Below are 20,313 nucleotides of genomic sequence, written 5' to 3' on the forward strand. Positions count from 1 at the left end.
GGTACGCCATTTATTTCCACCCCATATTTCGTTGCGGAAATGAGCGAAAGGAGTGATATTATTGTGTGGGAAATTCTGTATGACCTGGTCCTCTTGGTTGTCATCCTGTTTTTGCACGCATACAAAAGACCGCTGCAGAAGATGCCAGCGGTCTTTGTTGGTGATTTGGTGAACTATTGATCGGTGGGGAAGGTTTTACGAAGGTCCGTTTTTATGGCTTCAAGTATGTTTATTACCGTCGTCTCACAATTTTCAGACTCACTCTGTTCTCGATGAATGCGGTACACAGTGGCTCTACCCTCTCTAATGAATTCTTCCTCACTTCCGTACAGTCTCCACTCTTTCATAAGCGATCTGACAAACTCATCACAACTTTCCATGCACTTCATTAAATGTAACGACTCCTCTACTCCTGCCTGTGCATACATCAACACTGTTTCAGCTCACCTCCTTCAATAGGTTCCATTTAGTTATAAAGTACCTTCCATTATTAGTCAATATATACTATATTTCACCAATTGAGCAGATCTTCAATTTTTTACAATAATTTATTTTTAAAACCCGTTTTCTCATGTGAATCTCATAATAAAAAGCCCTTTTAATAAGTGAACATACCTTAAAATCAAATTTTTAGAAATATTATTAAATTAATGTAAAAGTTAATAAACATCACCATTTTTCTCCTTTATAGATATTTCTTTAAACGACTGATCTATTGGTAAAACCGAGCAAGGATCCCCTTCCAAAAACTGGGGTGCCAGGTCATACATAATATGGAAGTTGAATCGTCGGATAATTCGGTCTTGTGCTTCAATTTCCTTTCCGTTACAATGTCCTTTATACAAAGAATAATGTTTATTTCAAGTAGACAAGGAGTGTGAACGATGAATAATACCATTACCGTAGGACTACTGGGACTAGGGACGGTCGGAAGTGGAGTCATAGAGATTCTCCGCGATCATAAGGAACGCATTGAACATAAGACAGGGTGTGATGTCACGATTAAGTCTGTGCTTGTCAGTGACATGTCCAAGCCCAGGGAGATACCGGCTGATACCCAGTTGACGGATCAGTATGAAGAGATTACGAGGGATCCGGAGATTGATGTCATCGTAGAGGTGATGGGAGGAATCGATCACACGCTTCCTATATTATTAGAAGCGATTGAACACGGAAAACATATCGTCACGGCGAACAAAGACCTCGTTGCCCAGCATGGGGAGCAGCTTTTTGAAGCGTGTCAAAAGCATAACTGCGACCTTTATTATGAGGCGAGTGTTGCGGGCGGAATTCCAATCATCCGCTCGATCATGGACGGACTATCCTCCGACCGCATTACGAAAATGATGGGAATCGTCAATGGAACAACGAACTATATTATGACGAAAATGGCTCAGGATGGTGTGGACTTTGATAGCGTCTTGAAAGAAGCCCAGGATCTTGGTTTTGCGGAAGCAGATCCAACCGCTGATGTAGACGGTCTGGATGCTGCAAGAAAAATGACAATTCTTTCCATTCTAGGCTTCTCCATGCCCTACAGCCTGGAGGATGTAGATATCAAAGGGATCCGCGGAATTTCTTCCGACGATATTACGTACGCAGAGGAGCTTGGGTACCGCATCAAGTTGATCGGTATTGCTGAGAACGATCACACAGGGGTTTCTGTCAGTGTGGAGCCGACCCTGCTGCCCATCCAGCACCCGCTTTCCTCTGTTAATGATGAATTCAATGCAGTGTATGTATACGGGGATGCCGTAGGTGAGACGATGTTCTACGGACCAGGAGCTGGGAAATTGCCGACAGCTACAGCTGTTGTCTCCGATTTGATTGCGGTTCTCAAAAACATCCGTCTCGGGACGACAGGTACGGCCTATGTACAGCCACAGTTCCCTAAACAGGTGAAAACGAAGAAAGAACAGCTGACGAAGAAATATATCCGCCTTCATGTCGATGATAAACCGGGCATGCTGAACGAATTGACGAACATTTTTGCACAATATGACCTTTCCTTCGATCAGTTCACCCAGCGTTCCACAGACAAAGATGGCGAGCGTGAATTGATGATGGTGACCCATCAGGTCAGTGAAGAAGATTTTGAAAAAGCCGTACAGGACATCGAATCGCTCGCATCGGTTCGAAGCATCGACAGCATATTCCGTGTAGAAGGAGGAAACTGACATGTGGCGTGGATTGATTCAAGAGTATGGGGAGTTTTTACCTGTTACGGAAAAAACACCGAAGTTGACGCTGCATGAGGGGAATACCCCTCTCCTTCCCATCCCTTCCATTTCCCAGGACCTTGGGATTGAAGGCTATGTAAAAATTGAGGGAGCGAATCCGACCGGTTCATTCAAAGACCGCGGCATGGTGATGGCAATGGCCAAAGCCATCGAGGAAGGATCTGAGGCTGTCATCTGCGCGTCGACCGGGAATACATCCGCTTCTGCTGCTGCCTTCGCTGCACGAGCGGGTCTCCGGTGTATCGTCGTCATTCCGGATGGGAAAATTGCGGAAGGGAAACTGGCACAGGCCGTCATGTATGGAGCAGAGATTTTTGCCATTAAAGGAAATTTCGATGATGCCCTTCGAATGGTCCGTAAACTCGCTGAACATGAGCCTGTGACACTCGTGAACTCTGTGAATCCTTACCGGATCGAAGGGCAGAAAACGGCGGCTTTTGAAGTATGTGACGCCCTCGGGTCCGCTCCGGATATCCTAAGCATCCCGGTCGGTAATGCCGGCAACATTACAGCGTACTGGAAAGGATTCAAAGAATACCATGAACGACACCAGTCAGGCCTGCCGAAAATGATGGGCTTTGAAGCCAGTGGGTCTGCGGCTATCGTGAGAAATCAGGTCATCGAAGATCCAGAAACGCTCGCGACAGCGATTCGGATCGGTAACCCGGCAAGCTGGAATCAGGCTTTGAGTGCACGTGATGAGTCGAACGGTTTGATCGATGAAGTAACCGATGAAGAAATCGTACAAGCCTATCAATATTTAGCTGAAAAAGAGGGTGTGTTCGCTGAACCAGCCTCCTGTGCTTCCATAGCAGGGATGATCAAGAAAGTGAAGGACGGAACGATTCCTCAAGGGGCAAAAGTCGTTCATGTCCTGACAGGAAACGGTCTCAAGGACCCGAACACAGCGATTGATCAAAGTCCGGTCAAACCGACACGCATCGCAAATGATTACCAGTTGTTCGCATCCCATGTCACGGGTGTCCAGTCATGAGCCGCTTCCAAATCCGAGTGCCTGCAACGTCTGCGAATCTCGGGCCTGGGTTTGATTCCGTAGGCATTGCACTCTCAAAATTCGTGACATTGGACTGCCAGCCGGCAGATGCCTGGTTTTTTTCCGTACCGGAAGAAGACCAGCCCTATATTCCTTCAGATCAAAGCAATCTGATCTATAAAACAGCCCTGTTCACTGCAGAAGCAATGGGGTATCAGGAACTTCCCCCGACCCACGTGACATTGACGAATGATGTCCCCATCGCACGCGGGTTGGGCAGTTCTTCAACAGCCGTCGTCGGAGGTATTGAACTGGCTGATCACCTCCTCCACCTAGGCTTAAGCCGTTATGAAAAGTTTAAAATCGCCTGTGAAATCGAAGGACACCCAGACAATGTTGGCCCGGCGATTTTTGGAGGGATTATGGTTTCCAATTATGACGGGGAACATTTGGATTATGTCCATTTTACAGAAGGGATGGAACGGCTCACATGGCTTGCGATCATCCCTGCGTACCATTTAGAAACGGAAAAAGCCCGCGGGCTTCTTCCCTTGGAAATCGACTATAAGGCTGCGGTCAATAACAGTGGCAGCGCAAATGTCCTTATTGCAGCGATTGCAACGAAAAATTGGCAGCTCGCCGGCAAAATGATGCAGCGCGACCGCTGGCACGAGCCATACAGGCAAGTCCTCATCCCTGGATTCCCTTCCTTCCAGGAAATTTTGGAAAAAGAAGAATCCCTCGGCCATTATATCAGCGGGGCAGGTCCAACGACCGTGGCGCTTTTTGAAAAATGGGATGAAGACAGGCAGGAGCGCCTGACTCAGGATTTGAAAGATTACCAAATCGAGCCGCTTCATGTGAATATCAAAGGGGCAGAAACATTCGTTCTAGCTTCCGAACAATAACGAAGCGAACCAGCACTTTACCGGCTGGTTCGCTTTTTCTTTTTCCAATAATAAATGAGGATCGTCAACAATGCGATCATCCCTCCGATGCTGTCGATGACAACATCGCCGGCATATGGTGTACGATTCGGGGTGAGCGACTGATGATATTCGTCGAAGCATGCATAACAGACGGTGGTGATATAGGAAACGATAAGTTTTCCTTTCAGCCCCCATGCCGTGTTATGGTGAAAGGCGAGAAATGTCGTGACCATCAATAGAAAAAACACGAAGAGATGGGCTCCTTTTCGGATGAAAAATTCGAGCATTCCGTCGGCTCCGTAGCTCTCGATATTCACCGTCTCGCCGTGGTACGTGAATTCAATCGGCGACAAGAACGACGTTAACCATTCCACATTCATATAAAGGTTCATCGTAGGTCGCAGGTCTTGCTGCTCATAAGGCTGGGAAGAAAATAAAAATATTAACCCCATCACACTTACGGGTAACAAAACATATGCTAATTTTTTTAACATTAATCTCACACTTTCCTAATATCTTTCTTTTGACATACCAAATAGTTTACATGAACTGCAAGTAAATTTAAAAGATTTAAAGAATTTATAACTCATACTATTATTATGGGTGAAACTTGTATACAATGTTACTAGAAAATAAAAAGGGGGATTCGAAATGGCGAAGAAGAGCAAACAATACGACTATGATCTCAGCGAAGTGAAACGCCTGATCGGCGAGACAGATAAAAACTACCGAGAAATCGCTGCTGAGACGGGATGCCCGTACGCGAGCGTCGTTTACCACGGTCGTAAAATCCGCGGACGCGTCAATCGTATGCGTCAGGAGGATATGATTGAGGAACAGCCGCAATCTTTCATTTCCATTAGAGAAGATCAAGTAACATCAGAGGATGCGACAATGCTGTCTGGCGGGACGACACTGAGCATTTCAAGAAACGATGTACAGATCCAGGATGCGGAGCAGGAAGCTGCTCGAATGATCAAGGCCGCGCGTGCCCTTGGATTGAATAAAATCAACATCACGATTAATAAATAAAGAGAAAGTCTCGGGGAGCTCTCCGGGGCTTTTTTATATGAGGGGACCTATTTCCATTAACTTTTTTCTCGCATGGCGGCCCCAGTTTTTCACCGCATCCTGAGTGACGTTCTCCAGACGGGCGATCTGTGTGATTGACCGGTCCATGACGATGAAATGGTAGACCCACTTCCATTGATTGACTGTTAGTTCCTTTTTTACCTGATTCCATAACCGTTCATCGGTAATGTGATCCTCCCATCGGTCTTTACCCTCCTTTACCATCTGCTCGATGATTCGTTCCTCACGCTCGAAGGTTTTCGAGTCTTTACGGATTTTATCAATTAAGGCGTTACGAACCTTCCAATGAATGTATGATTTCAACGTCCCTGCATCGGGGTCATAGGTGCGGTAAGCATTCCATAAGGCGAATAGACCTTCTGCATAAAAATCTCCATTTCCATCTCTGATGTTCAATTTATGAATGTGATAATGGATCAAATCTTCACTTTCAGCTACGAGTTTTTCGAACTTTTCATCGGTGACCATGACACACCTCCCAAAAAATGCCTTCATACTATAATCGATAGAAAACAAGATTTTGGTGTCATGATTCTGCCAATTTTTCAATTTTTGTCAGGAGAAAGTCGAATTTTCACTTCTCTTTTCTTGGAAATTAAAGGATAATAGTTTTCATAGAAAGGAGTGTGTTATGAAAGATTCGATTCTCGAGTTTCACGAATATGAACGACTCATCCATTGCTGTCTTCATCAGTGGGACCTGCCGGAACCTTACGAAGACTGCCTCCAGGAAAGTTACCTCCTCTACATCCGCTGCCTCGGGAAATATGACCCGTCCCTCAGCAAATTCACCACTTTTTTCACCGCATCATTACACCATCATTTTCAAACGATGAACCGAAACCATCGTCGTGCCAAGGAAGCTGAACACATATATTACCTGCAGAAAAATCCTCCCCAACATGAAGCTCTCCAGGAAGCCATCCTTCTACTTGATATTTCCTCCTATTCTTGCTTCACTGCCCGGGAACAAATGGTCTTTGAGCATAGTTACAGTGGGTACACTCTCAAAGAAATCTCCCACCACACTGGAAAGAGCCTTTCGACGGTGAAACGTGCACGTAAACAGATGAAAAAGAAAGTAAGTCGTGTTTACCAAATGGAAATAGAGGGAATGTAAAATTATCCTAATTAAACGGAGGAATCCTCTTTGGAACAAACATCCCGATCCTTGTTCCCCCTTGTGAACATCTGGCTAGATGAAGTTCCGACAACCTTCATGCATGCATTTCTGGAACGCCTCGCCTATGAGTGGATGGTCGAAATCGTGAATCCTTTCCCCCTTCCCCTCTTGGAAGACAAAGAAATGGTGATCAATATTTCCATGGAGCAGAACGATGGCACAATGTTTGCCAACCTCCCGATCCAATCCTACAGTATTGAAGCCGGTGAAGAATTCACTGTTTACCGCTTTCACATGTATCCACCAGCGTGATTTCCCTCCTTGATCCATAGAATGTTATAATAATGGCGACGTTCTATGGAAAGGAAGAGCATATGATCTATCTCGGTTTCGCCGGTTTTTTTCTCATTTATTTAATATTGGGATGGTTTACGGACACCATTGAAATGTCGACGTTCAGCGCCGTCTTCAGTGTCGCTTTTCTGTTCCTGAACCTCTATATGTTCTGGAAAGAAAAGAAAAAACAAAAATCCACATAAAAAAGCCCGCCTTCCAAAGGCGGACTTTTTTTGTGCTTGGAGCGAGATTGATTGAGGTTGTCTGGAATTATTTGTATGACCTGGTGCTCCAGAATCTGTAAGACCAAGTACAACAATATTTGGAAATTGAACAGGAATTTGCTTAGGTTTGTCGAATAAAGGAGAGGTGTGATTATACTTGAACAGAGAAAGGATTGATGTGATGCGGAAGCGTCCATGGTTTCCTAAGGCCTGGTATCATATTACGGCTAGAGGAAATCGAAAAACCGAAATCTTTTATGATGATAAAGACAGGTATAAGTATTTAGCCCTTCTTCGAGAAGCCAAACTCTCCCACCCTTTCTATCTCCACTCGTTCTGCCTCATGTCCAACCACGTACACCTTCTGATTGAAACGATTGATCTTCCTCCTGGTACCTTCATGAAAGACCTTCACTCGCAGTATGCAATGTATTTCAATAAAAAGTATGGCTACGTTGGTCATCTTTTCGAAGGTCCTTACAAAGCGAGACTTGAGAATGATGCGAATGATGTTCTTCAAGTGAGCCGCTATATTCACCTCAATCCCTGCCGTGCCCTCCTCACCTTCCAGCCGGAACACTACAAATGGAGCAGCTACGCCCACTATTTAACCCCCTCTTCTTTCTATTCCGACTTGATTACCACTTCTACAATCCTTTCCTATTTCAAAGATGAGAGACAGTATGAGTTTTTTGTTCAATTGGCAAATAAAGTAAGACCTGGTCACCCAAGTAATGGGTGACCAGGTCTTACATAAAATCCCAATCAAGGCTGGAGGAAGTTTTCTACTTCTTCCAGGGCTTGGGGGGCGTCTGGGCCGATGCAGGTAACTTCGATTTCGTCACCTTCCTGAAGTCTGAGATTAATCAGACCGAGGAAGCTTTTCAGGTTGGCTTCATGAACGCTGCCCTGAACCACTTTCTTCAAGATAATTTCTGAATCGTAACTTTGGATGATTTGTGACAGCTCCATAATCGTCTGGGTTTCTTTCATGTAAACCTTCACGTGTTTTGATACTTTTTCACTCATTTGCGTTTCCTCCTTTAAATGTACAGGTTCAACAATATAGGTATGGTGACAACACTGAATAGCGTTGTCACTAACGTGATGCTTGAAACAAGGTCCGGTTTCGAATTGAACTGGACGGCATAAATCGTCGTCGTAGCTGCTGATGGCATAGCTGCACAGACAATGAGGACGGCTGCCATCATATCACTCATCGGGAGCACCAGGGTAAGCACGAATGCAATCAAAGGGGAAGCAATTAAGCGCACCCCTGCCGCATAAGAGACTTTCGGCCATTCCAGGTTCTGTAGAGGAATACCCGCCAGCTGCATGCCGAGGACAACCATGATCATCGGGACCGTTGCTGCGGCGAGCAGATCGACACTGTTCATGAGATTCTCAGGAATTCCGATGTCTCCGAGATTCATCGGCAAGGCCACAAGCACCGCATAGGTCGGTGGCATCTTCAGTACAGATACGATCGCCTGCTTCAGTCCTGATGTCCCTTTAGCCGCATAATAAACACCGAAGAAGTTCATGATGATCGCCTGGAGGACCATGAAAGATACCGCGTAGACAAAGCCTTCTTCCCCGAAAGCGAATAGGATGATGGGGACCCCGTAGTTCCCGGAGTTCATAAAAGCGGTCGATAGAATCAGCCCGCTTTCCATGTTTTGATCATACTTTCTTACCTTACAGACCACCTTGTTGATGGCAAGGATGCTGAAAAGAAGCAGAGCGGAGAAGACGAGCATCATCAAATACTCTCCATTCAAGTCCGCTTCATAAAAGGTTTGGAAAACTAAACATGGCAGCATGACATACAAAGCAATCGTCGATACGGATTTCACGTCTAATTTAGCGATTTTCTGAATGATAAAGCCAGCCCCGAAAATCAATATGACCGGCAGTACGACCTGGATGAATACACTCATAACAATAGTACCGTTCGGATGCGTCCCACCATCATACAGGCAGCGCCCGCACCGCCTTTCTTTTAACAAATTAAATCTCGAAATCTTTTTACAATCCCGCTATAAAACCGAAAAACCCTTGCCTAAAAGCAAGGGATCTCGGATGACGTACAGGAGGGTCAGTCCTTGTGTCCATCAGTCAGCAAAGCTGATCAACCATAGAGATAGTTCTGGTATAAACGTAATCATCAGTAACGAGAAGATCATCGCGAAAAAGTACGGGATGATCGCCCGTGACAACTGTTCAATCGATAGACCGGAAATTCCGGAGCCGACGAACAAGTTAACACCGAGTGGTGGTGTAATGAAACCGATCGCCAAGTTTACGACCATGATGATCCCGAAGTGGATGGGATCGTATCCAAGGTTTACGGCAATTGGTAGCAAAATCGGCGTCAATATGATAATTGCTGCAAGCGTATCCATGAAACATCCGACAATCAATAAAAGGACGGTGATCAATAGAATGAGGATAATCTCATTTTCCGAAATGGACAGCATGAAGTTGGCTACCTGTGTCGGAATCTGTTCAATCGTCAAGAGACGGCCGAAAGCTGTGGCCGATCCTACGATGATCAGGACCGTTGCTGTCGTCAATGCAGAATCTGCGAAGATCTTCGGCATGTCCTTGATGCTGAGTTCACGATATAGAAGCAATCCTGCAATGATACCGTAAACAACCGCGATGACGGCCGCTTCTGTCGGTGTGAAAATTCCGCCGTAAATTCCGCCAAGGATAATGACTGGAATGACGAGGGCCCATTTGGCTTCCCAAAATGTTTTTCCGATGTTTGCAAGGGACGTTTTTTCTGCCATGCCTTTATACCCTTGTTTTCTTGAATAAATGTACGCCCATGCAAGCAGTGCACCACCGACAATGAATCCAGGAATGATTCCGGCGATGAACATGTCACCAATGGAAGCCCCGCCAACTACTCCATAAATAACCATTGGAATACTCGGAGGAATGATAACCCCGATCGAACCTGCTGCAGCTACGGTAGCTGTTGCGAACTTTTTGTCATACCCTTGTCTTACCATAGCAGGAATCATGATTCCGCCGATGGCAGCAACGGTTGCCGGCCCTGAACCGGAAATCGCAGCAAAGAACATACATGTGACGATGGTCGCCATCGCAAATCCACCGGTCTTGTTACCGACAAGCGCGTTTGCGAAGTTGAATAGTCGTTCGGATATGCCGCCTTTCCCCATAATTTCACCAGCTAAGATGAAAAACGGGACGGCCATCAATGGGAATGAATCAACCGACGTGACGAGTTCTTTCATTAAGAACTGAACCGGAATGGCACCAGTGTAAAAAATCGTCGCAAGCGTTGATAATCCGAGAGCAATTCCGATCGGTACACTTAGCAGAAGGAAGAGGGCGAACGTACCAAATAATACGATTGTTGTCATGATTCATCCTCTCCTTCCTGCTTCTGCATACGATCACGTTCATCATCGACATCGAGTTCTTTTTTGCCGATCAACATTTTAATTTGTACAAACAAGTTCTGTACGAGACGGATCGCTGTCAATGCGAATCCGACGGGTGTCGCCATATATACAAGCCCCATCGGTATATGTAAGGCCGGAGACTGCTGGCCAAACGATAAAAGCTGGGAAGCGATGCTGTAACCATTGACGACCACGTACAAACTGAATACTAAGAATAGTAGATTTGCAATGATGGCAAGCAACAATTTCGCTTTTCCTTTTAATAGAAGCAGCATGACGTCCACTTTGATGTGACGCTGCTTCTTCACTCCGTAACTGATTCCGATATACACTAACCAAATGAAGCAGTACCGTCCGAGTTCCTCTGACCACGACAATGAATTTCCCGACACACGCATTGCGACCTGCAGGAAAATGACACTGACCATGATGGTCGAGAAAATGACGAGCAATACTTCTTCCAGCCTGCGGTCGATCGCTCGAATGATGTTCATTTTCTTCACCTCAACTGACCCTGAATGGAGAAGAATACGCTGCAGTTTCGCTACAGCGTACTCTAGTCATTCTATTATTTTTGCGCTTCTTCGATGGCTTTGTAAACTTTTTCTACTGTTTCTTCACCAATTTTACCTTTGTAATCTTCAATCACTGGCTCGACAGCTTCTACCATTTCCTGGCGAGCTTCATCCGTGATTTCAGTATACTCCATGCCTTCTTCCTGAAGCTGCTTCAAGTACTTCTCGTTCGCTTCACGGTTCAACTCACGCTCGTGCTGGCCTGCTTCAACGGCTGCCTCTTTAACAATCTTCTGCTGATCTTCACTCAAACCATCATAGAAAGATTTGCTCATCAAGAATACGAACGGGCTGTAGATGTGGTGCGTGTTGGAAACGTGCTCTTGTACTTCATAGAACTTCTGAAGATAGATTGTTGCATAAGGGTTTTCCTGACCGTCAACTGTCCCTTGCTGCATCGCTGTGAACAATTCTGTGAATGCCATTGGTGTAGGGTTAGCGCCTAGTGCTTTGAAGGCATCCAAGTGCAGATCGTTTTCCATTGTACGGATTTTCAGACCATCGAAATCGTCGACTGTCGCAACCGCACGCTCACTGTTTGTAAGGTCACGGAAACCATTTTCCCAATAAGCAAGACCGACAAGGTTCTGTTCTTCCAATTTACCAAGTAGTTCTTGTCCAACTTCCCCATCCAATACTTTGTCTGCTACTTGTTCGTTAGGGAAAAGGAATGGAATATCGAATACGCTGAATTCTGGTACAAAGTTTGCAAGTGGTGCTGTGGAAGGAATAACAACTTCCTGAGTACCCAGCTGAAGAGCTTCCGTCATGGAACGGTCGTCGCCTAGCTGACCACTGTGGTACGTTTCAACTTTGATCGCGCCATCTGTTTCTTCTTCAACAATTTCCTTGAACTTCAAAAGACCTTTATACTGTGGGTGATCACTGTTCAGTCCGATACCAGCTTTGATTGTTTTCGTTTCGCCGCTGTCACCTGAAGCGCTTTCACCTTCGCTGCTGCTGGACTCTGAATCGCCATTACCACATGCAGCCAATACCGTAATCAATAGGACGATTGACAAAAAACCTAATACTTTTTTCATGTTTGACCTCTCCCCTTGTATGTAAAATTTTTTCACAAAACGATTGTACTTCCCTCCCCCGGTAACCGCTTTCAACAAGCCGCTAACGAAACAGGAATCGATTCCATAGAAAGTAGTTTTCGATGGGTTATCCTCTTCCACTCTCTTATTTAGAAGCGCTTTCAAATGAACTCTAAAAAAAAGAAGGTTACGGAGGAATATTTCGAAAATTATTTTCTGTAATTCCGATTATACAATAAATCTTTTTTAGTTCAATAGTTTTTTAGAAAAAAAATTCACCGAAACCGAACTTTCTTTTGAAATAAATTTCATATACAATGAAAGAAAGTTGTAAAGCTGAAGGAGGAATCCCTATGATTGAAACTCCCACGAAGCATGTCATCAGTAGAATCCGTTCTTCTTACACTCAATTCAGTGAAAAAGAAAAGCTGATCGCTGATTACATTCTGGAAAATACAGAAGATATCGTTCACTCTACCATTAACCAGGTGGCGGATGATCTTATGGTCGCTGATGCAACCGTTTTCAGATTTTGTAAGCGCTTAGGTTTTAAAGGCTATCAAGCACTGAAGATTGCCCTGGCATCAGAAATCGTAAATCCCATTCAGGATATCCACGAGAAAATTTCCGAAGAAGATACCGATTTCGAAATTACTGAAAAAGTTTTTCAGGCGAACATCCGGGCTTTGGAAACGTCCAGAGATGTACAAAACCCTGTTTCCCTGCAGAAGGCGATGGAATACCTCGTAGAAGCGGATCGGGTTTTCTTTTTCGGAAGCGGTGGATCAAACATCCTAGCGATGGATGCCCAACACAAATTTATTCGAACCGGGATGGAAGCACATGCCTACCCTGACACGCACCTGCAACTCATGTCTGCGTCGCAGATGAGGGAAACGGATGTTGCCGTCGTTATCTCCCACACAGGATCGAATCAGGATATATTGGATATTGTCGAGGTCGCGAAAGAAAACAACGTCAAGACGATTGCAATCACGAACTTTGCCAAGTCTCCCCTAACGAAAGTTGTCGATCTTTCATTATATACCGTAGCTGAAGAAACAGAATTCCGTTCGGAAGCGCTCGCTTCAAGAATCGCAGGACTCTCCCTGATTGATTCTCTGTTTGTAAACTACAGTGTAAAAATGAAAGACCAGGCACAGGCGGCGACCCAGCGCATGCGGGATGCGATATCAAGGAAACGTGTGTAGAAAGGAAGTTGTTATATGAGCTATGTAATTGGATTAGACCTTGGGACGACGAGCGCCAAATCCGTCGTCTTTCATCATAATGGAGAAGTGGCGGCTGAATATGAAGTCGCTTACCCCCTCTCCCATCCGGTCGTCGGGCACGCAGAACAGGACCCGCTGCAAATGGAGGAGGCAGCTCTTGAAGCCTTAAACTTGAGTACCCGGTCCATCGACCATGAGCAAATTACCGGGGTCGGCATTTCCGCTGCGATGCACTCTCTCATCTGCATGGACGAGCAGGGAGCACCTTTGTCCCCTTCCATCATTTGGGCAGATGCGCGCAGCGCCGAGGAAGCCACTGCTTTGAAGAAAGAGCACCCGGATGTGTACATGCGCACAGGAACGCCGCTTCACCCGATGTCTCCTTTATCTAAACTCCTTTGGATGCGAAACCATGACTATGAACCTTTGAAAAAAACGGACTACTTCGTATCCGTGAAAGAATTTTTGCTATACCGATGGTTCGATGAAAAAGTCGTCGATTATTCCATTGCGGCTGCTACCGGCCTGTTCAACATTCACGAAAATAAGTGGGACGAAGATGTTCTGGCAATCGCCGGCATTGATCAAGGACAGCTTTTCCAGCCGGTCAAGCCCACTTACTCTATGAAAGGAATGAACAGGGAAGCAGCTGTTAAATCAGGTCTTCCTGCGGACACACCTTTCGTCATTGGAGGCAGTGATGGTCCGCTCGCAAACTTAGGGATTGGGGCCATCCAGCCAGGGGAAACAGCGATAACCATCGGAACGAGTGGAGCGATTCGCCAATTTTCCAACGAACCCCTTCTCGATGATCGTCAAGAAGTCTTCTCCTACAGCTTCACTGATGAGCTCTGGATCACTGGAGGGCCGTCTAACAATGGTGGATTAGTTCTGAAGTGGATTCAACAGCTTTTCTCAGAAGAGGAGGAGATTCCGGTCGAACAACTGACAGAGCTTGCCAGTGAAGTAGAAGCCGGATCTCGAAATCTATTGTTCCTTCCCTATTTAAACGGTGAACGCGCCCCGTTCTGGAATGCTGAAGCGAAAGGGTCCTTCATTGGTTTGACCCCCTCTCATGGAAAAGGACATATGACAAGAGCCGCCATGGAAGGTGTGCTGTTTTCAATCCTGCATATAGGAAGCGCCCTTGAGCGCCTTGGGAACACGCATGACAAAATTTATGCAAGCGGCGGGTTTGCACGATCAGAGATGTGGGTGCAAATGCTCGCTGATATATTTAACAAGCGGGTCGAAATTCCAGTCAGCCATCAAAGCTCTGCCTGGGGAGCCGCCTGGGTCGCCCTTTACAGTCTTGGACATGTAGATAGCCTGTCTTCGATCAAATCTTCCATTCCAATGAAAGGCCACTATGAACCAAATCCTGAAACTCACGAAAAATATAAAGCACTCTTTGAGATTTACGCATCGGTCTCTACCAAACTGCAACCCGATTTCGAACAACTTCATCGGATGTAAGATGTAAATAAATGGTGTACCAGGTCATCCAATATATGGATGACCTGGTACACCTCTTTTTTTCATTTTTATTTGGCGTCTTCTTTCAGCCAGTATTCTCCATCTTTATATTCAATCTGTTCAGGGTAGCGGAGGTCGGTCACTTCATCCTGTGTCTGTTTAGACGGCGGGGCTGTGATGAGGGAAACAACGACGTTCGCTAAGATGGCGGCTGCCGACCCGAAAACTCCCGCTCCTGTATCGATGATTCCGAGAATCGTGAAACCTCCATATTTTGCTGCAAAAATATAGCCGAGGGTCACCGACAACCCGACGAGCATCCCAGCAATAACCCCTGGACCGTTCGCACGTTTCCACCACACTCCGAGAAGCAGGGCCGGGAAGAACGAGCCTGAGGCGAGTGCAAACGCCCAAGCGACAATCTGTGTAATCGCGCCAGGCGGGTTCAATGCAATCAAACCGGCGGCAACCGTTGCCAGTACGATGGACCAACGACCGACAGCCAACCGTTTTTTCTCACTCGCGTTCGGATTGATGGAACGGTAGTAAATGTCGTGGGATAGTGCAGCTGAAATTGCGATCATCAAACCACCAGCTGTAGATAGGGCAGCGGCCATCGCGCCTGCCGCCATCAAACCGATGACGAAAATACCGAGGTCCGCGATTTCAGGTGTTGCCATGACGACAATATCATTACTAATGACGAGCTCTGTCCATTGCAGGACTCCGTCGCTGTTGTTGTCAGCCAGAGAAAGACGTCCGGTATCGACCCAAGCTTGTGTCCATGCCGGAAGATTGTTCAATTGAGAACCTGCAACCTCCGTCATCAAGATGAACCTTGAAAAAGCCGCATAGGCAGGAGCAGATAAATAAAGCAGGCCGATGAACAACAACGCCCATGCACCACTCCAGCGGGCGGCCTTCATCGTTGCGACCGTATAGAAACGGACGATGACGTGCGGCAGACCAGCTGTTCCGGCCATCAACGTAAACATTAAAGCCATGAACTGCCATTTCGATCCTTCGGTAAATGGAATAATGTATTCAGAAATCCCGAGGTCCTGGTCGAGGGCGCGCATTTCTGATACGACATCACCGTAGGAAAGCCAAGGGACCGGATTTTGTGTCAGCTGCAGGGACATGAAAATGACCGGAATCAAGTAAGCAATGATCAATACGAGATACTGAGCTACCTGTGTCCATGTGATCCCCTTCATACCACCCATGGCTGAGTAGAAGGCAATAAGCACCACACCAATTAATGTACCGATCACTGTATCCACCTCGAACAACCGCCCGATCACGACACCGGATCCGGAAAGCTGGCCGACGGAATAAGTAAAGCTGATGATGATTGTGGCAACAGCCGCAATCAACCTTGCCGCATTACTCCGGTACCGGTCACCGATAAACTCCGGCACCGTATACCGTCCATATTTTCTTAACTGTGGAGCAAGAAGGAAAGTGAGCAGAAGATATCCGCCTGTCCACCCCATAATATAGGCGAGTCCGTCGTACCCGAGAATCATGACTGTTCCGGCGAGTCCGATGAATGAAGCTGCACTCATCCAGTCCGCTCCGATGGCCATACCATTAAAGACCGGCGGCACCCCGCGGCCGGCAACGTAGAAATCTGATGTAGCCCTTGCTTTATTGTAGACAGCAATCCCTATGTACAGTGCAAATGTGGCAACAATTAAAGCAAGGGAGACCATAAACTGTGCGTCCATTATTCTCCCCCTATCTTATTGATTGACTGCTTGATTTTGTTCAGATTTATCTTTTGGAATCAGTCCGAATTTCTTATCGACGATATCACTGATGACGGCATTGAAGAAAAGCAGGACGATAAACGTGATGATCGCTCCTTGTGCCCCCATGTAATAGGGAAGAGGAATGCCCATCACTGTAAAGGACTGAAGACTTTCGGCAAAAAGAACAACGACGAATGATACAAGTACCCCGACAGCAAGATAGATGGAAATCAACATCGTTCGCAGCCGGAAATAAGCTTTCGCTTGTTGTGGGTCCATCTTTTTCACAATCGTTCAACTCCTTTCCATTTAACCTCGCAAGTTAAAAATGAACTGCACCGTTTCCCAGAACGGCATCGGAACCATGATGATCTTGATAAGAGCGACTCCAAAAAGAGCAAGAAACGGTACGGCCAATAAGAATGGCCGCTTTTTCTTCAAAGCGAAAACGACAGACAATATGGTGATGATGGAAAGAATAATCGGAATCAGCAACGACACTATCCTCCTCCCTTAATTGTAAGCGTTCACATAAACACTTAAAAATTTTTAAGAATATTTAGATTTAACTGAATATTACAACTAGTATTATTCTAAATATTTCAAAAATTGTCAACAGGTACGATATAACTAGGAAACGGTTCATAAGAATGGGTGCTTTTTCCCAAATAACCGCCGCCACGTTCGAGGTCCGACAATACCATCAACTTCCAGCACCTGCTGCTGTTGGAACGCGCAGACAGCCTCCTCTGTTGCAGGACCGAACCTGCCATCATCGTCCGCTCCGACCGCGCGCTGGATTCTTTTCACAACATCACCGACAGCCCCGTAGTCAATCGGTTCGTTCGGATACGTCCTTTCCTGAAGTCTCGTTAAGGTCAGAGGACCCGCACTCCCATCCACCTCCAAACCTTCCTGGTGCTGAAAGTCGATCACGGCTTGTTTCGTTCTCGGGCCATAAAATCCGTCCACGGGACCCGGGTCATAGCCGAGTTGGAGCAGCTTCATCTGGGTATCCTTCACCATGTTTGTTTTTTCGGGCCACTCCAGGTGGGCATAATCTTTGAACGTCGACCAATCCCCACCCCATTGAAACCCCAGACGCTTAGCGAGATCTGCTGCATGGCGCCACTTTTTATCCACAGTCCAGAGGGCGTTCGTGCCATCACGGCTTACTAGAAAGAAGTCGACCGCCCGTCCACTGTGATGATTGCTCTTTCCAGGTTTAGCATAGGTGACAATATTCCCACTATGTCCATAGCGCTTCCCTTTCCAGTAATAATCGGGACGTCCTTGTCCATAAAGCCACGCCTGTTCCTCGTACGTGCGGTGGCCTGAAGATATTTGAACGAAGATTTCTTCTGCATAAGCTTGCTCAATCAACCTCATGACGTTTTCCTTTACGACCGGCAGCACTCGTCCCATCTTTGACACGCTTCTGTTTTTCAACGTTTCCACTGTCAACATAAAAATCCCTCCCTGTTTCTATAATCGAAGCAGAGAAGGATTTGGTGTCAGGAAGACCTTGAATTGTTTTAACTTAGGGAAATCACGCTCGACACCAACGACAAAGTAAACAAAGGATCGTTTGAAGAACCGTATCCTACATTGTACGACCTCCTATTTCCTCACCTTTACACGAGAGGGCGTTCAAACAGATTCATGGAAATCAGGCGATGGCCATCGTAAAATGGAAGGGAATCTAAAAAAGAGGTGAACTCTATGAAAATTGAAATTTGGTCAGATTTTGTCTGTCCTTTTTGTTATATTGGTAAACGCAGACTGGAAGAAGCGCTTGAGCATTTTCCAGGGAAAGCGGTGGACGTGGAGTATAAAAGCTTTGAATTAGACCCGAATGCCGAACGAAATACAGGGAGAAACATGCACGAAAAACTTGCTGCCAAGTATGGCCGCTCGCTTGAAGAAGCACGCGGAATGACCCAAAACATGACGGAGCAGGCGAAAATGGTCGGGCTCGATTTTCATTTCGATCAAGTTGTGCCGACGAATACGTTCGATGCTCACCGTGTGTTTCAATTGGCGAATGAAAAAGGCATCGGAAAAGCGTTTGCCGAACGATTCTTCAAGGCTGTGCTGACAGACGGTCATGATATTGGGGATCCTGAAACCATCCAAACACTGGCGGTTGAGGCTGGTCTGGATCGTGAAGAGGTAACCACCGTGCTTGAGGGTGATGCTTATACAGAAGCAGTCCGCAAAGAAGAAGCGGAAGCTCAGCAGATTGGCGTCCAGGGCGTTCCATTTTTCGTCATCAACCGGAAATATGCTGTTTCCGGCGCACAGCCCACAGAAGTGTTCGTCCAAGGTCTGGAAAAGGCGTTTGCCGAAGAAGATCAGAAGCCGGCCTTTGAGGATCTATCCAGTGAAAACGGGGCTTCATGCTCAGAAGACGGTTGCGAAGTTCCAGAAAAATAATTCATAAGAAAAGCCGCGGGAGCTCCCGCGGCTTTTTTATATGATTCCTTGAAATTTCAATATCGCTTCTGCAATCAGCGCTGATCCTAAAAACGTTCCCAACATCACACAAACGGCAACAACAATGCTGCGCCAGCCGAGTTTTACAAAGTCTGTCCATGAGCGGCCGATCGCAATGCCTGCATAGGCAAGAATGGGTGTCGTCAGTGCAAGCAGGTTCACTTCATTGGTCGCCGATACAATTACGTCTGACCCAGGCATCCATGGCATCGAAAGAACAACACCAACAAGTGCGACATAAGCGATGCTCGGCAGAGAGCCTGGAAGCACGTCACCTAAAATCAATCCGGTTAAGCAGATCGCTAGGAGAATCAGCATCCCCGGTATGGCATCCACCGGAAGAATGTCATATCCTATCCAATTTCCCACAAGGGCGACCGCCCCGAAAATTCCAAGCAGCAATATCCATTCCTGTATGTTTTTCAGCATCTGTTACGCCCCTTTCCTTACGCTTGATTTCGTTTTTTTCTTATTCGTCATGAGTTGATACAAGCGTTCAGTCAGTGGTAATCCGATAAAGATGCTCATATATAGCCCTGTCGACAAGGATAGAAGGTTACTCGCTCCGGCGAAAGCGAGGATATCATTTTCCAGGTTCGGGAAAGCCGTGACTAAGGAACCGCTCGCCGCAGCCATCATGCTTCCGCTGCCGATCCCGGATGCCATTGCGAACGAAAGTGGATGAAGCGGCGTCCACGTGGCAAGAAACCCGGAAATCAATCCCATGAACACGGCTCCGAAGACGGTACCGAATATGTAAATCGCCATGACTCCCCGGCCTTCCGGAGAATTGAACCCATACTTGTCCATAATCAAACCAACATTCGGTTCACGGGCTACCGAGTGCGCCATCCCGATACTTTCCCTCTTGAGACCTAACCAGACGGCCACCGGAAGCGCGATCAGAATCGTTCCCAGATTTCCGAATTCCTGCAGGAGCAAAGCGGGACCTGCCTCAATGATTTGCGGCAGTGATGGACCAATGATGACCCCTATTTTAGCAATGAGGACCGTAACACCAAGAACGATAAGTGGCTCCGCGTTACTCGACTGCTTTTCTTTGATCACTGGTGTAAAAAACAATGAAAGACCAATAATGATGGCATAAAGCATCGGTAATAAAAGAACAACACCAGGACCGACAGTGAACGAGTGCGTTCCGATCCATTCGGTCAATAAGACGATGGCGAGCACCACCGCATGCAGCCTCCAATCCTTCCATATATTCGAGAGTTGCTGCTTCATATAGATCCCCCCTGAAAATAAATAATACTAATCATTATAATCTTCAGAATTTTTATTGCAAGGTCAAATTTTGACAATAACGTCCCAGCCGTACTTCACCTCTTGAGAAGTGGTTGA

At 46.4% G+C, this 20,313-nt stretch carries 24 protein-coding genes; 11 read left to right on the plus strand and 13 right to left on the minus strand.

Annotation, left to right across the window (positions count from 1 at the left end; translation table 11 throughout):
* Positions 1-884: 884 nt before the first annotated feature.
* The 3 genes from ACXADE_RS17155 to thrB are packed head-to-tail and all read left to right on the plus strand — an operon-like array spanning position 885 to position 4,142.
* Entirely contained in the window at positions 885-2,177 is a 1,293-nt protein-coding gene (locus ACXADE_RS17155) for a homoserine dehydrogenase (RefSeq protein ID WP_474981638.1), read from the plus strand.
* Between the two features lies 1 nt (position 2,178).
* Positions 2,179-3,234, plus strand: coding sequence for a threonine synthase (thrC, locus tag ACXADE_RS17160; protein WP_474981639.1), 1,056 nt, complete (start codon positions 2,179-2,181; stop codon positions 3,232-3,234).
* Positions 3,231-4,142, plus strand: a complete 912-nt coding sequence (gene thrB, locus ACXADE_RS17165) for a homoserine kinase (protein ID WP_474981640.1) — start codon at positions 3,231-3,233, stop codon at positions 4,140-4,142. The genes thrC and thrB overlap by 4 nt, the downstream gene beginning before the upstream one ends.
* Before the next feature lie 17 nt (positions 4,143-4,159).
* Here thrB and ACXADE_RS17170 read toward each other — a convergent pair whose 3' ends face one another.
* Positions 4,160-4,657, minus strand: coding sequence for a VanZ family protein (locus ACXADE_RS17170; RefSeq protein WP_474981641.1), 498 nt, complete (start codon positions 4,655-4,657; stop codon positions 4,160-4,162).
* A gap of 157 nt (positions 4,658-4,814) precedes the next feature.
* On the opposite strand from ACXADE_RS17170, the gene ACXADE_RS17175 reads away from it, so the two are divergent.
* On the plus strand, positions 4,815-5,195 hold the full coding sequence (locus tag ACXADE_RS17175) for a hypothetical protein (RefSeq protein ID WP_474981642.1): 381 nt from the start codon (positions 4,815-4,817) through the stop codon (positions 5,193-5,195).
* Between the two features lie 33 nt (positions 5,196-5,228).
* Here the strand turns inward: ACXADE_RS17175 and ACXADE_RS17180 are convergent, their stop codons facing one another.
* Complete coding sequence (locus tag ACXADE_RS17180; protein WP_474981643.1) at positions 5,229-5,723, minus strand: sigma-70 family RNA polymerase sigma factor; 495 nt, start codon at positions 5,721-5,723, stop codon at positions 5,229-5,231.
* Between the two features lie 163 nt (positions 5,724-5,886).
* On the opposite strand from ACXADE_RS17180, the gene ACXADE_RS17185 reads away from it, so the two are divergent.
* From ACXADE_RS17185 to ACXADE_RS17200, 4 genes are all read left to right on the plus strand, one after another.
* Positions 5,887-6,375 (plus strand): sigma-70 family RNA polymerase sigma factor, encoded by a 489-nt coding sequence (locus tag ACXADE_RS17185; protein ID WP_474981644.1) that lies wholly within the window; start codon positions 5,887-5,889, stop codon positions 6,373-6,375.
* A 30-nt stretch (positions 6,376-6,405) separates the two neighbouring features.
* Positions 6,406-6,690, plus strand: a complete 285-nt coding sequence (locus ACXADE_RS17190; protein WP_474981645.1) for a hypothetical protein — start codon at positions 6,406-6,408, stop codon at positions 6,688-6,690.
* Positions 6,691-6,722: 32 nt separating this feature from the next.
* On the plus strand, positions 6,723-6,917 hold the full coding sequence (locus ACXADE_RS17195) for a hypothetical protein (protein WP_474981646.1): 195 nt from the start codon (positions 6,723-6,725) through the stop codon (positions 6,915-6,917).
* Positions 6,918-7,095: 178 nt separating this feature from the next.
* Positions 7,096-7,680 carry a transposase gene (locus ACXADE_RS17200; RefSeq protein ID WP_474981647.1) on the plus strand — a complete coding sequence of 195 codons (585 nt, stop codon included), beginning with the start codon at positions 7,096-7,098 and terminating at the stop codon, positions 7,678-7,680.
* Positions 7,681-7,703: 23 nt separating this feature from the next.
* On the opposite strand, the gene ACXADE_RS17205 is transcribed toward ACXADE_RS17200, so the two are convergent.
* From ACXADE_RS17205 to ACXADE_RS17225, 5 genes are all read right to left on the minus strand, one after another.
* Positions 7,704-7,967, minus strand: coding sequence for an HPr family phosphocarrier protein (locus ACXADE_RS17205; protein ID WP_474981648.1), 264 nt, complete (start codon positions 7,965-7,967; stop codon positions 7,704-7,706).
* Between the two features lie 14 nt (positions 7,968-7,981).
* Positions 7,982-8,947 (minus strand): AEC family transporter, encoded by a 966-nt coding sequence (locus ACXADE_RS17210; RefSeq protein WP_474981649.1) that lies wholly within the window; start codon positions 8,945-8,947, stop codon positions 7,982-7,984.
* Between the two features lie 105 nt (positions 8,948-9,052).
* A complete protein-coding gene (locus ACXADE_RS17215; RefSeq protein ID WP_474981650.1) occupies positions 9,053-10,333 on the minus strand; it encodes a TRAP transporter large permease in 1,281 nt (426 codons plus the stop codon).
* Positions 10,330-10,869, minus strand: coding sequence for a TRAP transporter small permease (locus tag ACXADE_RS17220; protein ID WP_474981651.1), 540 nt, complete (start codon positions 10,867-10,869; stop codon positions 10,330-10,332). Before ACXADE_RS17220 ends, ACXADE_RS17215 begins: the two co-directional genes overlap by 4 nt.
* 74 nt (positions 10,870-10,943) lie before the next feature.
* A complete protein-coding gene (locus tag ACXADE_RS17225; protein ID WP_474981652.1) occupies positions 10,944-11,993 on the minus strand; it encodes a TRAP transporter substrate-binding protein in 1,050 nt (349 codons plus the stop codon).
* A 353-nt stretch (positions 11,994-12,346) separates the two neighbouring features.
* Between ACXADE_RS17225 and ACXADE_RS17230 the strand changes: the two genes are divergently transcribed.
* Together ACXADE_RS17230 and ACXADE_RS17235 are read left to right on the plus strand one after the other, a co-directional pair.
* Positions 12,347-13,204, plus strand: a complete 858-nt coding sequence (locus ACXADE_RS17230; RefSeq protein ID WP_474981653.1) for a MurR/RpiR family transcriptional regulator — start codon at positions 12,347-12,349, stop codon at positions 13,202-13,204.
* Positions 13,205-13,219: 15 nt separating this feature from the next.
* Entirely contained in the window at positions 13,220-14,701 is a 1,482-nt protein-coding gene (locus ACXADE_RS17235) for a gluconokinase (protein ID WP_474981654.1), read from the plus strand.
* A 68-nt stretch (positions 14,702-14,769) separates the two neighbouring features.
* On the opposite strand, the gene ACXADE_RS17240 is transcribed toward ACXADE_RS17235, so the two are convergent.
* The 4 genes from ACXADE_RS17240 to ACXADE_RS17255 form a co-directional block, all read right to left on the minus strand.
* Entirely contained in the window at positions 14,770-16,431 is a 1,662-nt protein-coding gene (locus ACXADE_RS17240) for a sodium:solute symporter family protein (RefSeq protein ID WP_474981655.1), read from the minus strand.
* A 15-nt stretch (positions 16,432-16,446) separates the two neighbouring features.
* Positions 16,447-16,743, minus strand: a complete 297-nt coding sequence (locus tag ACXADE_RS17245; protein ID WP_474981656.1) for a DUF4212 domain-containing protein — start codon at positions 16,741-16,743, stop codon at positions 16,447-16,449.
* 21 nt (positions 16,744-16,764) lie between these two features.
* Positions 16,765-16,956 carry a hypothetical protein gene (locus ACXADE_RS17250; RefSeq protein ID WP_474981657.1) on the minus strand — a complete coding sequence of 64 codons (192 nt, stop codon included), beginning with the start codon at positions 16,954-16,956 and terminating at the stop codon, positions 16,765-16,767.
* Positions 16,957-17,097: 141 nt separating this feature from the next.
* Positions 17,098-17,922, minus strand: a complete 825-nt coding sequence (locus ACXADE_RS17255; protein WP_474981658.1) for a peptidoglycan-binding protein — start codon at positions 17,920-17,922, stop codon at positions 17,098-17,100.
* Between the two features lie 255 nt (positions 17,923-18,177).
* Between ACXADE_RS17255 and ACXADE_RS17260 the strand changes: the two genes are divergently transcribed.
* Positions 18,178-18,891, plus strand: coding sequence for a DsbA family oxidoreductase (locus ACXADE_RS17260; RefSeq protein WP_474981659.1), 714 nt, complete (start codon positions 18,178-18,180; stop codon positions 18,889-18,891).
* A gap of 36 nt (positions 18,892-18,927) precedes the next feature.
* On the opposite strand, the gene ACXADE_RS17265 is transcribed toward ACXADE_RS17260, so the two are convergent.
* Together ACXADE_RS17265 and ACXADE_RS17270 are read right to left on the minus strand one after the other, a co-directional pair.
* Entirely contained in the window at positions 18,928-19,380 is a 453-nt protein-coding gene (locus ACXADE_RS17265; RefSeq protein ID WP_474981660.1) for a hypothetical protein, read from the minus strand.
* 3 nt (positions 19,381-19,383) lie between these two features.
* The gene (locus ACXADE_RS17270) at positions 19,384-20,196 is read right to left on the minus strand and encodes a DUF3100 domain-containing protein (protein ID WP_474981661.1); all 813 of its coding nucleotides are present in this window, start codon (positions 20,194-20,196) and stop codon (positions 19,384-19,386) included.
* Between the last annotated feature and the right edge of the window lie 117 nt (positions 20,197-20,313).

It is taken from the genome of Halobacillus sp. ABR2_026 (assembly GCF_056158545.1).